10 protein-coding genes and 1 pseudogene are annotated in these 12,264 nt (G+C 57.8%); 6 read left to right on the top strand and 5 right to left on the bottom strand.

What is annotated here, in order from left to right:
* Window positions 1-277 precede the first annotated feature (277 nt).
* From HU720_RS22660 to HU720_RS22640, 5 genes are all read left to right on the top strand, one after another.
* Window positions 278-1,054, top strand: a complete 777-nt coding sequence (locus HU720_RS22660; RefSeq protein WP_186523125.1) for a hypothetical protein — start codon at window positions 278-280, stop codon at window positions 1,052-1,054.
* Between the two features lie 13 nt (window positions 1,055-1,067).
* Window positions 1,068-1,817: a CPBP family intramembrane glutamic endopeptidase gene (locus HU720_RS22655; protein WP_186523122.1), complete on the top strand. Its 750-nt coding sequence runs from the start codon at window positions 1,068-1,070 to the stop codon at window positions 1,815-1,817.
* A gap of 110 nt (window positions 1,818-1,927) precedes the next feature.
* Window positions 1,928-2,617 carry a type 1 glutamine amidotransferase domain-containing protein gene (locus HU720_RS22650; protein ID WP_186523121.1) on the top strand — a complete coding sequence of 230 codons (690 nt, stop codon included), beginning with the start codon at window positions 1,928-1,930 and terminating at the stop codon, window positions 2,615-2,617.
* A 457-nt stretch (window positions 2,618-3,074) separates the two neighbouring features.
* Entirely contained in the window at window positions 3,075-5,219 is a 2,145-nt protein-coding gene (locus tag HU720_RS22645; RefSeq protein ID WP_186523129.1) for a TonB-dependent siderophore receptor, read from the top strand.
* 130 nt (window positions 5,220-5,349) lie between these two features.
* Window positions 5,350-6,291, top strand: a complete 942-nt coding sequence (locus HU720_RS22640; RefSeq protein WP_186523120.1) for a sterol desaturase family protein — start codon at window positions 5,350-5,352, stop codon at window positions 6,289-6,291.
* Here HU720_RS22640 and HU720_RS22635 read toward each other — a convergent pair.
* The gene (locus HU720_RS22635; RefSeq protein WP_186523119.1) at window positions 6,203-6,919 is read right to left on the bottom strand and encodes an AraC family transcriptional regulator; all 717 of its coding nucleotides are present in this window, start codon (window positions 6,917-6,919) and stop codon (window positions 6,203-6,205) included. The two genes, HU720_RS22640 and HU720_RS22635, sit on opposite strands and share 89 nt — an antisense overlap.
* A 20-nt stretch (window positions 6,920-6,939) precedes the next feature.
* On the opposite strand from HU720_RS22635, the gene HU720_RS22630 reads away from it, so the two are divergent.
* Complete coding sequence (locus HU720_RS22630) at window positions 6,940-7,299, top strand: hypothetical protein (RefSeq protein ID WP_186523118.1); 360 nt, start codon at window positions 6,940-6,942, stop codon at window positions 7,297-7,299.
* Window positions 7,300-7,531: 232 nt separating this feature from the next.
* Here the strand turns inward: HU720_RS22630 and HU720_RS22625 are convergent, their stop codons facing one another.
* The 4 genes and pseudogenes from HU720_RS22625 to HU720_RS22615 form a co-directional block, all read right to left on the bottom strand.
* Window positions 7,532-7,780: a hypothetical protein gene (locus HU720_RS22625; protein WP_186523112.1), complete on the bottom strand. Its 249-nt coding sequence runs from the start codon at window positions 7,778-7,780 to the stop codon at window positions 7,532-7,534.
* Window positions 7,764-8,068 (bottom strand): annotated as a pseudogene (locus HU720_RS24645) (hypothetical protein). The gene HU720_RS22625 and the pseudogene HU720_RS24645 overlap by 17 nt, the downstream one beginning before the upstream one ends.
* 147 nt (window positions 8,069-8,215) lie before the next feature.
* A complete protein-coding gene (locus tag HU720_RS22620) occupies window positions 8,216-8,440 on the bottom strand; it encodes a DUF4926 domain-containing protein (RefSeq protein ID WP_186523110.1) in 225 nt (74 codons plus the stop codon).
* Complete coding sequence (locus tag HU720_RS22615; protein ID WP_346656607.1) at window positions 8,437-12,228, bottom strand: DUF637 domain-containing protein; 3,792 nt, start codon at window positions 12,226-12,228, stop codon at window positions 8,437-8,439. Before HU720_RS22615 ends, HU720_RS22620 begins: the two co-directional genes overlap by 4 nt.
* Window positions 12,229-12,264 lie beyond the last annotated feature (36 nt).

The following is a 12,264-nucleotide window of genomic DNA, read 5'->3' as shown; positions in this document are numbered from 1 at the left end:
CGTAGCAGCCCTGAGGATTACCCTTGGGTTTTCAGGACTGCTGCGCAGCCCAACGCGGGACAAGCCCGCTCGCCACAACTCTCTATCGTTTCCCACAGGATTGGGTCCAACCAGCAATGTTGCGGTTGAGCACAGCCTCCGTGGGAGCTATCGCGCGCTTAGAAGCCAGATCAAGATCCAGAGCCTGCGCGCCGCTTGACCCACCGCGCTCGCCCACCCATGCTTGCTCCGGCAAGATGCCAGCCCCCCGCGCCACCTCAACACGGATCGTCCCGCAATGACCCTGCTCTACCTCAAGCTCGTCGTCACCCCTTTATTGATGTGGGCGGTGTCCCTCGCCTCGCGCCGTTGGGGCGGTTTACTGGGTGGGCTGCTATCAGGGTTGCCGATTACCTCGGCGCTGGTCATGACTTTTCTGTGCCTGGAGCAGGGCAACGGCTTCGCCCTTGGCGCTGTTCCCGGCGCACTCGGCGGCCTCGCGGCCGTGCAGGCCACCTACACCTGCTATCTATATGCCACCCGCCGTCTCGGGATTGCTGGCGCGGCGCTGCTGTCACTGATGTTCTACGCCGTGGCCGGGTATGCCTTTACCCATTGGGGCAGCCCGTACCTGTCGGTTGCCGTGGCCCTGCTGCTGATTGTCGTGCTGATCCGCGCCACCGGCCGCGAGCCTGCCCCCGACGCCCTGGCCACACCGCGCCACCGCTACTGGGAAATCCCCCTGCGCATGGTCGCCGCTACTACCCTGCTGATGGTCACAACCAGCCTCGCCAGCTGGTTGGGGCCTGCTGCCAGCGGCATTCTGGCGCCGATCCCAGTCATCGCGTGGCCGCTGGTGGTTTTCGCCCAACTACAAAACGGGCGCCCCGGCATGGCGATGATGATTCGGGGCAACGCCATCGGCGCCGTCGGCGTGATCGCGTTCTACCTGACCGTGGCGGGGATGCTCGAAAGCACCGGTATCGCGCTCACCATCCCCCTCGCCGTTGCTCTGGCCGTCGCCCTGACGGTGGCGCTGGCGACCCTGTTGCGCAAACGCCGCGCCGCCCATTGATCGGAACCATAGAATGACCACACCACTGCCCTGCAAGGCCTCCTCCGTGCACGCCGTTGCCCCACCGTGCTCCACGCAATCGCCCTACAACTTGTTCAAACGCCTTGGCATGTTCGTCTTGGCAGTCGGCCTCTACGTGCTGGGCAATCTGCTGGCTGCGGTGCAGGCCGGCGCCCTCAGCGGCAACGCGCAATTCAGCAACCAGCACCTGCTCAACGGCATCGCCTACGCCGGCGTTGGATTACTGCTGCTGTACTACCTGCAAAATCGTCGCCAGGGCTTTACTCGCGCCTTTGCCGGGCACACGCTGCAACGGCCCCTGCGCAACGGGCTGCTGGCCACCACGGCGGTCTACGTGCTGTGTGGGGTGGTGATGGCGCTGTTCGATATCCCCGACGAAAGCTTCATGCTGACCTTCTTCGATGGCCTCGATCGCAGCCAGATCGTACTGCTGTGCATCAGCCTGGTGATCTTCCCGCCATTGGCCGAAGAGCTACTGTTCCGCCACTTCCTCATGCGTTTGCTGCCGTGGGAGCGCAGTACCATATGGAAATGGCTGAGCATCGTGCTGAGCACCGTGTTGTTTGCCGCCATTCACACCCAGTACGAGCAGGCGATCACCATGGTGGCGCTGGTGGCGGTCGGCTTCGTGCTGGCCGTGGCACGCATCGCGAGCGGTGGCTTGCTGGTGCCGGTACTGATTCATGCGTGCGCCGAGGTGCTGGCGTTGCTCGGCTATGTGCTCAATGTCTACATGGGCTGAGCTACCGGCAAAAGTTACACGCAGCCGATGGAACATCCGCGCCGTGGCGCCCTCCCACAACAATGCAGCGCGAATCGCGCTGCCTTGAAACACTAGGAGGACCGACCCGCATGAACAAAATCCTGATGGTGCTGACTTCCCACGACCGACTCGGCGATACCGGCAAGAAAACCGGGTTCTGGCTCGAGGAGTTTGCAGCACCTTATTTCGCGTTCATCGACGCCAATGCCAAAGTCACCCTCGCCTCGCCCAAGGGCGGCCAGCCGCCGCTGGACCCAAAGAGTGACGAGCCGGACGCCCAGACCGACGCCACCGACCGCTTCCGCTCCGACCCCGCCGCGCAAAACGCACTCGCCAACACCCTGCCCCTGGCGCAAATCGACCCCTACGATTTCGATGCCGTGTTCTACCCAGGCGGCCACGGCCCGCTGTGGGACCTGGCCGAGGACAAGCATTCCATCACCTTGCTCGAAGCGTTCTACGCGGCCAACAAGCCCATTGCAGCGGTTTGCCACGCGCCAGGGGTGCTGAAAAACGTGCATGCCCCCGAAGGCCATCCGGTGGTCCAAGGCAAGCGCGTTACCGGGTTCACCAATACCGAGGAAGAGGCCGTGGGCCTGACGCAAGTGGTGCCGTTTCTGGTCGAAGATATGCTCAAGGCCAACGGTGGGGTGTACAGCAAGGAAGCGGACTGGGCTGTCCATGTGGTCGAAGATGGCCACCTGATCACCGGGCAGAACCCGGCCTCGTCTGAAACCACCGCCAAGGCGCTGCTCGGACGCCTGGCCCAAGAGCCGTAACAGGCCTCGATAAAGAAGCCCATGATGCCGAGATCGGGCCCCCTAGCGGCTCGATCTCGATAGCAAACAGTTGCCACATCCAAGTCCCCGCGCAACGTCCGTTGCAGCTTTTCGACCAACCTGTCGACCTCTTCGCTGCCAACCTGGCAGGGCTCATTCCACTTCTGCAATCAGCTTTGCCGGGGAAACACCCAGGCATTGAACATCTTGTCGGCAGCGTTCATCTGATAACAATAAATATTGCGCTAGTACAAATCCTTCTCATTCACATGTACAGTTCGCGCGCTACTGCTGACTGCCACGGCGCACTAGCGTGAAGGATCACAGAAAGTCCTCCGCCTTGCGCACACACAAGAAGATCAAAGGATGTTCCTTCGCCATGCGCCAGGTTACACACCCAAGCCCCGAACGTTTCACTCAACGCCCCGCCTTCGGCCTTACCGCACTAGCGCTGGCCATGGCCAGCCTGGGCTCAGGCAGCCTGCATGCCGCTGAGGCCAACCAGGCCCCCGCAACTGTGCCGGTGGAAATCGAAGCCACCAATGTTACCGGGCAAAGCGTCGAACAGCCCACCGAGCATGTGGTCGGCTATGTCGCCAAACGCAACATGAGCGCTACCAAGACCGATACGCCAATCATCGAGACGCCCCAGTCGCTGTCGGTGGTGACAAGCGACGAGATGCGCGACCGCCAGGCAGAAACGATGGCCCAGGCGCTGAGTTACACCCCAGGGTTCACCGCCAGCTCGACCGCCTTCAACCGCACTGCAGACCGCTTCCGCATCCGCGGCTTCTCGGTCGAATCCGCCACCGGCGGCTCGCTGCGCGACGGCCTGCGCCTGCAGAACAACTCCTACGACGGCATTCAGGAACCTTATGGCCTGGAGCGCGTGGAGGTCATTCGCGGCGCGGCCTCGGTGCTGTATGGCCAGCTCTCGCCAGGCGGCATGGTAAACGGCGTCAGCAAGCGCCCAACCGAGACGCCGTTTCATCAGTTGCAACTGCAGGCGGGCTCCAACGACCGCAAGCAACTCGCCGCCGATTTCAGCGGGCCACTGGCCGGCAGCGACACCCTGAGCTATCGCCTGACCCTGCTCAGCCGCAACAGCGACACCCAGCAGGATTATCTCAACGACGACAAGTTCTATATCGCCCCGGCGCTGACCTGGCGCCCTGACGAAGACACATCGCTGACCCTGCTGTCCTTCTACCAGAAGACCGATACGCGTTTCCCCGCGCCCCTGCCCTATCAGTTGGTCAAAGGTGCGGGTGACGGCGCGTTCAAGATCGGCCGCCACGACTTTATCGGCGAGCCAGACTACGACGACATGAACGGCGAGATGTCGGCCCTAGGGTACGAATTTACCCACAACTTCAACGAGCACTTCACGGTTAACCACAAGTTGCGTTACTCCGAGTCCGATGTGAAGTGGAGATACCTGCAGGTCAGGACCGGCAACCCGGCAGTTACCGCTGCTGTGATCAATCAGGCGGCCACCACCGGCATTCTGCAAAGGCAATACAGTGATCGCCAGGAGCGTGCCCGCACCCTGGGCAGCGATACCAATGTCGTATCGAAATGGCAGCTTGGCAGCGTTGAGCAAACCTTCCTGGTTGGTTTCGACGGCTATGACACGTCTTACGACTCCCACAACTTTCGAGGCAGAACCACCGACCTGGACCTGAGTCGCTACAACTATGGTCAGCCTGTAAATGTCGTCAGAGACCGTAGCTTGGACCGTGGCTCGCAGCTCGATATGCTGCAGAAAGGTGTCTATTTCCAGGACCAGATCAAGTTCGACGAGAAGTGGGTCTTGCAGCTGGGTGGCCGCCACGACTGGGCTGACCAGCAGCAGACGGCGCATCGCAATGGCGCCAAGGCCAGCCAAAGCGACGAAGCCACCACCTGGCGCGCGGGCTTGGTGTACCTGGCGGACAACGGCTTGGCGCCCTATATCAGCTATAGCGAATCGTTCTTCCCGGTTTCCGTTGCCGAAGTCACCGGCCAGACCTTCACCCCCACCGAAGGTAAGCAATACGAAGTGGGCGTGCGCTATCAGCCCAAGGACAGCAACCTGCTGCTGAGCGCAGCCGTCTACGAGCTGACCCAGACCGACGTGCTCAAGCAGGACCCCATTACCGACGAGTACCGCCAAACCGGCGAGGTACGTTCCCGCGGCCTGGAGCTGGAAGCCAAGGCGGATGTCATCCAGGCACTCAGCGTGATCGCCACCTACGCCTATACCGACGCACGCACCACCAAGAGCGCTATTGCCGCTGAAGTGGGCCAACGTACCGACGAAACGCCTTACCACCAGGCAGCCCTGTGGACCCGCTACGACTTCATCCACTGGGGCATCCCGCAGCTGACCGTGGGCGCCGGTGCTCGCTACATGGGCACAACCCAGGCCTCGGGCATGGATTCGGCCATGCCAGCCTATACCCTGTTCGACGCCATGGCGCGCTACCAGATCGACGAGCACTGGGATGTGACCGTCAACGCCAACAACCTGACCGACAAACGCTATGCGCAGTGCAGTTTCTCTACCTGCCACTACGGTGACGAGCGCACGCTGCTGACCTCGGTAAACTTCACCTGGTGATCTACCGCGCGGGTTGCCGGGCAAGCACAGTGAAGAGGCTCAGCCTCTTCACCTCGGTCAAGGAGCGATTTGTTCAAGCTTCAAGACGCCATGCCACCTGACCATGGGGCTCTGCAATCAGGAGCCCCTCATGACATCCCTATTTCGCCTTTTGTACGCCCCGCTTTTCTTCGCCGGTTTTGTCGGCGTCGCTTGTTGCATGACCCACTGGCTCAATACGCCTTTGTGGACGCTGATACCGCTGTTGGGGCTCGCCATTGGGGTCTCTTTCGCCGCCGAGCACTATTGCCCTTTCGAAGCTGACTGGAATAGAGCGCGAGGCGACAGCCAACGCGATACTTTGCATGCGCTCATCAATGAAAGCCTCAACGGCCTGAGCCTGATGGCGCTGCCTTGGCTTGCGGTCGTGCTGCCCACACTGGATGTCTGGCCCCACCATTGGCCAGTGCTCTTGCAACTGCTGTTGGCGATCGGCTGGGCGGACCTGGGCATCACGCTGATGCACCGGGCAAGCCATCGCTATGCCTTGCTGTGGCGACTCCACGCCGTTCATCACAGCCCCAAGCGACTGTATGGATTCAACGGCCTGATGAAGCACCCTCTGCACCAATCCTTGGAAGCGCTGGCTGGCCTTGGCCCCCTGCTTCTTATCGGGCTGCCTGTTTCAATCGCCAGCCTTCTCGCCTTCGCGATCGGTATTCAACTGCTACTGCAACATAGCAACGTGGATATTCGTGTGGGAGTGCTCAATCGATTGTTCGCCTGGGCCCCGGTACACCGCTACCACCACATCAAATATGGTCGTGCCGGCGACGTGAACTTTGCGCTGTTCTTCAGTTTCTGGGATCACCTTTTCGGTACAGCTTTCAAACACCCAGATGCCAGAGTGCAGCCTGACGATTTAGGCATTGGCTCTCAACCCGATTATCCCGATGCTTACCTTGACCAGTTGCTTCACCCTTTCAGAACCAAGAACAAGACACTCAAGGACCCGCAGTTACCCCCGCACTTGGTCCATCATCGGATGGCAACACGCGAAGACGGACCTGACCAAGATCCTGCTGCCCGCTGATACCGAACATATTGCGCAGGGTGCGTGACAGATGCGCTGAATCGGCGAAGCCGGCCCCGTGCGCAGCTTGAGTTAGCGAGTGGCCTTCAAAAACAAGACACAGCGCCCGCCGAAGGCGACGCCAAAGCACCATGCGCCGTATGGACAGGCCCAGCCGCGCGCTGAACAAACGGTGCAGGTGGCTTTGCGACACCTGTGCCTGATGCGCGAGATCAGCAGCGCTGATCTTGCCATCCAACTGTTCATCGACTCGCTGCAAGGCCCGCTGTAAACGTACTGACACCTCAGTACGAGGAATGTGCAGCATGGCCTGCGCCAGGGCTGATAGCGCTGTTGGGTTGTAATCTGCGACTGCCTGAAGGTCGCTTAGGTTGTAAACCATGGGCTCGGCATAGACCGCCAACATACTCACGCTGGGCTCATCGACACGATGCGGATTCAGCGAACCTACCCACGTCCAGGGGTTGGCTTCACCAGGTATCTGCAGGCTGATGCCTTGGTGCGCATAGTGACGATGCACACTGGAATGCCCAGCCACGCCATGGAACAAAGCATAGTAATTACCCAGCCATAGCTCGCCGCTCCATCGAGAGCGATCAGGTGGGGCGTTTGATTCATTACGCAGCATGTTGGCTCCGAAGGCGGTCGGTGAACGCGCTGCCATTATGCATCTGGGAGTCGATTGGGTGGGATGGGGATGCCGCTGGCTGCTATCTCGGCCTCAACGAGGAAAAAATGCCGGGTTCCATGAGGTGTGCGCTCTCTCCCTCCACTTGTGCAAGCGGGCCAGGAAAGATGGACAGAAATCGCCGGCACACCACCAAAAGCATGGCCAGAAACTACCAGAAGGGGCACGGAGATGGGGTGTGGTCAGAAGTGGAAGCCGACCTCGATATCGGGAAAACGCCGGATGGATTTGCGCGCATTTTGCGCACGGTCGCCCATAAAAAAATCCAGTCACCGTTAAGTGACTGGATTTCTTGGAGTATTTTGGTCGGGACGGAGTGATTCGAACACTCGACCCCTTGCACCCCATGCGTGCACTAATTATGGAACCCCTGTAAACACGGCACTTAACTCGGCGCTCGCTGCAATCGACTGCTCATAGGTGTTTTCAAAGGTTTCCAAGAGTCACGCAAATCTCACGCAGATTTCCTATCACTCCTCCGGCGCTCTGCCGACCATTCCCTTCCTTTACGCAAGCACTCACAGCTGGGCCGCGCGTTGCCGGCACCACACATCAGCAATTTATCCGCCGGGTACTCGAGTTCCATCCCAATCCCCATTCCTTCTCGTTTTCCGTGAGCGCCCATAACCGAGCCGCATCAGCAAATTCCAGCACTTCTGATAGCTGCGCGCTGTCGACCTCCCCCCGTCGACGAGCCGCGCACGCCATCTCGAAAAGAACCGCCGCCGGTACATCAGGATCGGTGATCAGTTCGCTAAGGTCGTTTAGCTCAGCCAGCCAGACCTTAGGCAGTCCGGTCATCAGTCTGCCCGCACCACCACGCCTGCGCATACAGCACACCGTCGACTTCTTCAAAACCCGTCAGGTTCATCCCGCCCTGCGCCATGCTGTCCACTCAGGCATCTTGCAGCCTCGGAATCACGTCTGGCCCTGGCGTCGGTTGAACACCCACGTCTCAATGCTCGGGCGCCCGCGGGCTGAGCTGTTGCGATATTCAATATGCACGTCGACACGCAGTGGTCGGACGTGCCGAAGCTTATAGTTCGGAATGGGAACGCCGCGCTCACATCGGCGAAGGAGATAATACATCCGGCATCAATGCTGTACATATATCCAGAATTCGATCCTTTAAAGCGCACCCCAGCCAGCACCGCTTGGCGGCCCCAGAGGTCAGTACCGCGTCAGAAGCTGATGGCCCAGCGCGTCTAGCTGATAGTCCGTCACCGCTTGGAACAATCAGTCCTTACACAGCAAACCTGCATCCACCGTTGCTAAAGCAAAATCGTTTTGCTTCGAAATAAAAAATTCAACCTCGTAGGCCGAGGGCTGTTCAGCGCGACCATACACCATAACAATGGTGCCCTCAGTCCCTTCGGGCATAAATAAAACATCTCCATCAATTATTTTTGCCTCTACTCCTTCCCGGAGAGTAACTACATCATTTTCGCAAAATGTGTTCATTTTTTTGCCGGCTTCCCTGTTACAAAACGAACATTACCTGAGCTTTCTTTCAAAAACACAAATGGAACTTCAATGATTCGCCCATTAGTCCCGACAATAGGAATTTTCTGCTCAAATGTTTGCCCATATTTATTTGTCTTTGTCAACACCGCCTTTGCTTCGTTAAATTTAATCTGCGAAGCCAACGCCTCCCAATTATTTTTGTCAAAGCCAAGAGCCTGCTGAAACCAAGTGGCTTTGGTTTGGTTTTGAGGGTGCCCTACATCAAGGAGGTATCCCTGCAATTTACTCCGCAGGGTAGACGTGTCAAAACCAGCATCAATTGCACCTCCAAATTCTTTTGCACCGACCACTGCAACATCAACGCCAGCCGCAGCAAGCCTTTTCGATAGCAAAGCCCTTAGTATAGCGGGGGCACCTATAAGAGCAAGCGCGGCATCCAGATCCCATGTGACATTGCCAACCCCCCCACCCAGTACAATCGACACCCTTTGCACCAGATCGTCGAGCTCTGCAGGGCTGCTAGAAACACCAGCGATTTCTCTTAAATAAATAGCAGCATTTTTTTCACCAAATTGCTCTTTCCAACTTTCAGGAATAACACCTTGATCATCAGCCCAATTATTACCACCACTCTGAGACCACGGCGAGTCTGCATTAAACAATCCATGATCGAGGAACTGCTCAGTAGTGGATTGGAATGCATAAACCTCTGACCCATTGGCGGTTATCGCCTTTTTATCACTCCAAGTAAGTACTCTGTTTTGAGAAGCTAGACGCTGAATACTGGCTGTCGCGATCAACAAATCTTCTTTAAAGTGCTGCAATTCAGGGCTTCCCGGAGGATAACTCGCCAGAAGAGCCTGTAATCGTGCATTCTCTACTGCATCCATTTGAGCACTAGCGGCAAGAAGCAGGACCTCCTCCCAAGACAGGTCGGAGGACGGCTTACCAAACTGTACTTCAAGCGCTTCAGCCTCTTGAGTTAAGGACTTCTTTTCCTCATCGTGCAACAGCCGGTTATAGGACGTTGCGTTTGCAGCGACCCACGCACCAGTCTGTAGGCTGGCTGGGTCTCCTCCTTGCACTGTGGCCGTAAGAACTCCTATTACTTGGGAGTTCATTACCAAAAGCCTGTCTCTTTCCTCCTTGGGCATCTCGCTGTATTGCTTGGCTAGAGCGTCGACTAGCAGTTCGTTAACGCCAGCAGCCAAGGCGCCGGTTTTGAAATCACCACCAGCGGCCTCCGCCGCGAGACCGCCCATGATGGCATGCAGGCCAACTTTTGCGACGCTACCGTCTTTCAGATCCCATTTATCGGGACTTGTCTGATCCCCCACCCAATTGAAGCCGACAGCAGCGAAAGTACTGGCGACGCTGCTGCGCAAGATACTGCTCAACGAGCTATCTCCACCTAGAGCGCGATCAAGGATCGTAGATGTTCCGTTTTGCAATATTTGGTTGCCAGCAAAACGGCCGATCCCTTCCAGGCTGGTGAGGTCAACCTTAATAGCTTTGGTGAGCGGGTCTGTATTTGTTTTTAGTATTCCATCAAAGAGCCCTTTTGTAAGCCCAGCAGTAATGCCTGCAACGATATAGCCCCGAATGGCCTCTGGAGAAGTAACATCTTCAACTACAGCGCCCAAGTCGCCGCGGTTATTGATCGTGCTAGTGGCAGCATTCGACAAGACAGCACTCGTAATGGTATCTGCTACTGCGGCCTGCCAAGTCCCTTGTGCAAGGCCAGCCAGTCCAGAACCAGCGCCCCACGTAAGGTAGGTGACGACGATCGCAATGATCATTGCGGCCGGCCCGCCCAGAGAAGAATGTTTGTACTTGAAGGAGTCGTGTACCTCCTTCACTCTTCGCCAGTCGACATCGTTACGCTGTTCCATCTCCTTCAACCAAGCAAAGCTTGGGTCTGCCTTCACCATCGCGTCTATGGTCTGACTGACGGACTGTTGGGTGACCTCCTTAAGATCAATCTTTAAGCCATCCACGGCCTGAATCACCAGATCACCTTTGGCGATCAGTCGGCTTTGGTGCAGGGTTTCATCCGTCGCGCCCTTGCCCTCAGCGGAAGTCCAAGCCCAACTGCTTTTACTCTGCTCGTGACTCTCCTGATGCAGATCTTTGACTGCCTCGAAGGTAATACTGCCGCCGCTGTCCAGCGTGATGTCATTGCCACTATCGAGCTTTGCCGCCTGATACAGCTGGTTGCCTTCACTCACAAGCGTCAGGTCACCACCCGTAGTGATCGTGCTGCCAATATGCTTGATGTCGGTCACTTCATCGCGCCGGGTCTTCTTGTTACCGAGGCTGCCCTTCTTCTTGTAGTCGTAAAGGTGGTAGTCGCTGTCCTGCGCCGCCTTTAGTGAAAGCTCCTCCCCCGCGTACAGGTAGGCCTCGCCACCCGACTTCAAATGACTGGAGGTAATACTCAAATTCTTGTCGGCGTCGACGTATAGATCGCCCCCGGCCTCAATCACAGATGATTGCTGACGTACTGTATCGTCTTGCTGGTCTACCTTCTTTCCTCGACGCTTGCTGTGATACTCGGTATGTAGCTCGTTGGCCGCTGAAGCGACGTTCACGTTACCGCCGGCAGAAAGTTCCAGATTTTTACCAGCCTTGACGGTGCTGGCGAGTACTGAGAGATCACCGCCTGCAGTGGCCGCGAGGCTGCCACCCACTTGCACATCACTGCGATGTTGGGTGACCCGGCTGTAGCTGGAACTCGATTTCTTGAATACTGCGCTGCTGCTGTCCTTCTCCTCGGCGGAGACGATCAGCAAACTGGCACCGGCGGTCACGCTGGCATCGCCACCGGCCTGCAGTGCACCACCAACGTTCTGCACGTTTAGTCCGGCATTAAGTTCCAGGCTATTGCCCGCTTCTATACGCGCCGCATTATCCGCCGTGCTCAGGCTCCACTTGAAAATACCGTTTTGGCCCTTGGTCGTACCGATAGTGCGTTCATTGATCAGATTGCCAGTGAGCGCGTTGGCGCTGACATCCTGACCCTTGATGATCCCGCCCATGGCGTTACGAATACTTTTAGTTGCCAACAGCGACAAGTGCTCATTGGCCTCCATCAAGCCGGTGTTCTCGACATTGCCAGCAATGGCCTGCAAGTTGCTCTCGGCCCGCAAGGTGCCCTGGTTCTTCAGGTCCCCCCCAGTAATCAACGCAACATCCTGCCCCTGGATCAATGCCCCATTCGGTGCCAAACGATCATTGGCATGGGCCAGGTACAGCACCGGCACCAGCACCTGCTGGCCATTCACCTCGCGCGGTTCCATCCATACGATGTCATGGGTCAGCGCGGCGACCTGTTCAGCGGTCAGCCCGACACCCGGCGAGAGGTTCAGCTCATCCTTGCTGGCGATGGAGTTGTCCATCAAGTAGCGGAACATCTCTTCGTCGCTGGTCAACCCCTCCAGGAAACGCTTGCCGGTCCGCTCGACCACCGCTTCTCGGATCAGGCGTTGCTCGTATAACCCATCACCCAGGCGACGCATGGACTGATCAGGCTCATAACCCAGGGCGTTGAGCAAATAGTCGGAGCTTAGGAAGGTCTTGAGGTCAGCAAATCGTGGGTTGGTTTCGACCAAGTACGGATGGCTGGGGTTATTGCTGACCTGGAACAGGCCGTTAGTCCCTTGCGGTAAGTCGAAGCCTGGCAGGTTCACTGGATCGACCGCCTGCTGGGCAAGATCAGGCGGCAATTGACTGTTGAGGTGCGAAACGTTCTTCTCAGTCAGACTGACGTCGGTGTCAACCTTCACGTCTGGGCTGCGGGTGATGCTTTCACCCGGCCGGAC

It is taken from the genome of Pseudomonas sp. SWRI51 (assembly GCF_014268825.1).
In the GTDB taxonomy this organism is placed as follows: Bacteria; Pseudomonadota; Gammaproteobacteria; order Pseudomonadales; family Pseudomonadaceae; genus Aquipseudomonas; species Aquipseudomonas farsensis.
The sequence above is the reverse complement of the archived record's forward strand: the minus strand, read 5'-3'. Positions and strand labels throughout refer to the sequence as shown.

Coding starts and splice junctions, on each gene's coding strand:
- HU720_RS22660 (WP_186523125.1), top strand. CDS start 278: ATGACCCTGCTCTACCTCAAGCTCGTCGTCACCCCTTTATTGATGTGG.
- HU720_RS22655 (WP_186523122.1), top strand. CDS start 1,068: ATGACCACACCACTGCCCTGCAAGGCCTCCTCCGTGCACGCCGTTGCC.
- HU720_RS22650 (WP_186523121.1), top strand. CDS start 1,928: ATGAACAAAATCCTGATGGTGCTGACTTCCCACGACCGACTCGGCGAT.
- HU720_RS22645 (WP_186523129.1), top strand. CDS start 3,075: ATGGCCAGCCTGGGCTCAGGCAGCCTGCATGCCGCTGAGGCCAACCAG.
- HU720_RS22640 (WP_186523120.1), top strand. CDS start 5,350: ATGACATCCCTATTTCGCCTTTTGTACGCCCCGCTTTTCTTCGCCGGT.
- HU720_RS22635 (WP_186523119.1), bottom strand. CDS start 6,919: ATGCTGCGTAATGAATCAAACGCCCCACCTGATCGCTCTCGATGGAGC.
- HU720_RS22625 (WP_186523112.1), bottom strand. CDS start 7,780: ATGACCGGACTGCCTAAGGTCTGGCTGGCTGAGCTAAACGACCTTAGC.
- HU720_RS22620 (WP_186523110.1), bottom strand. CDS start 8,440: ATGAACACATTTTGCGAAAATGATGTAGTTACTCTCCGGGAAGGAGTA.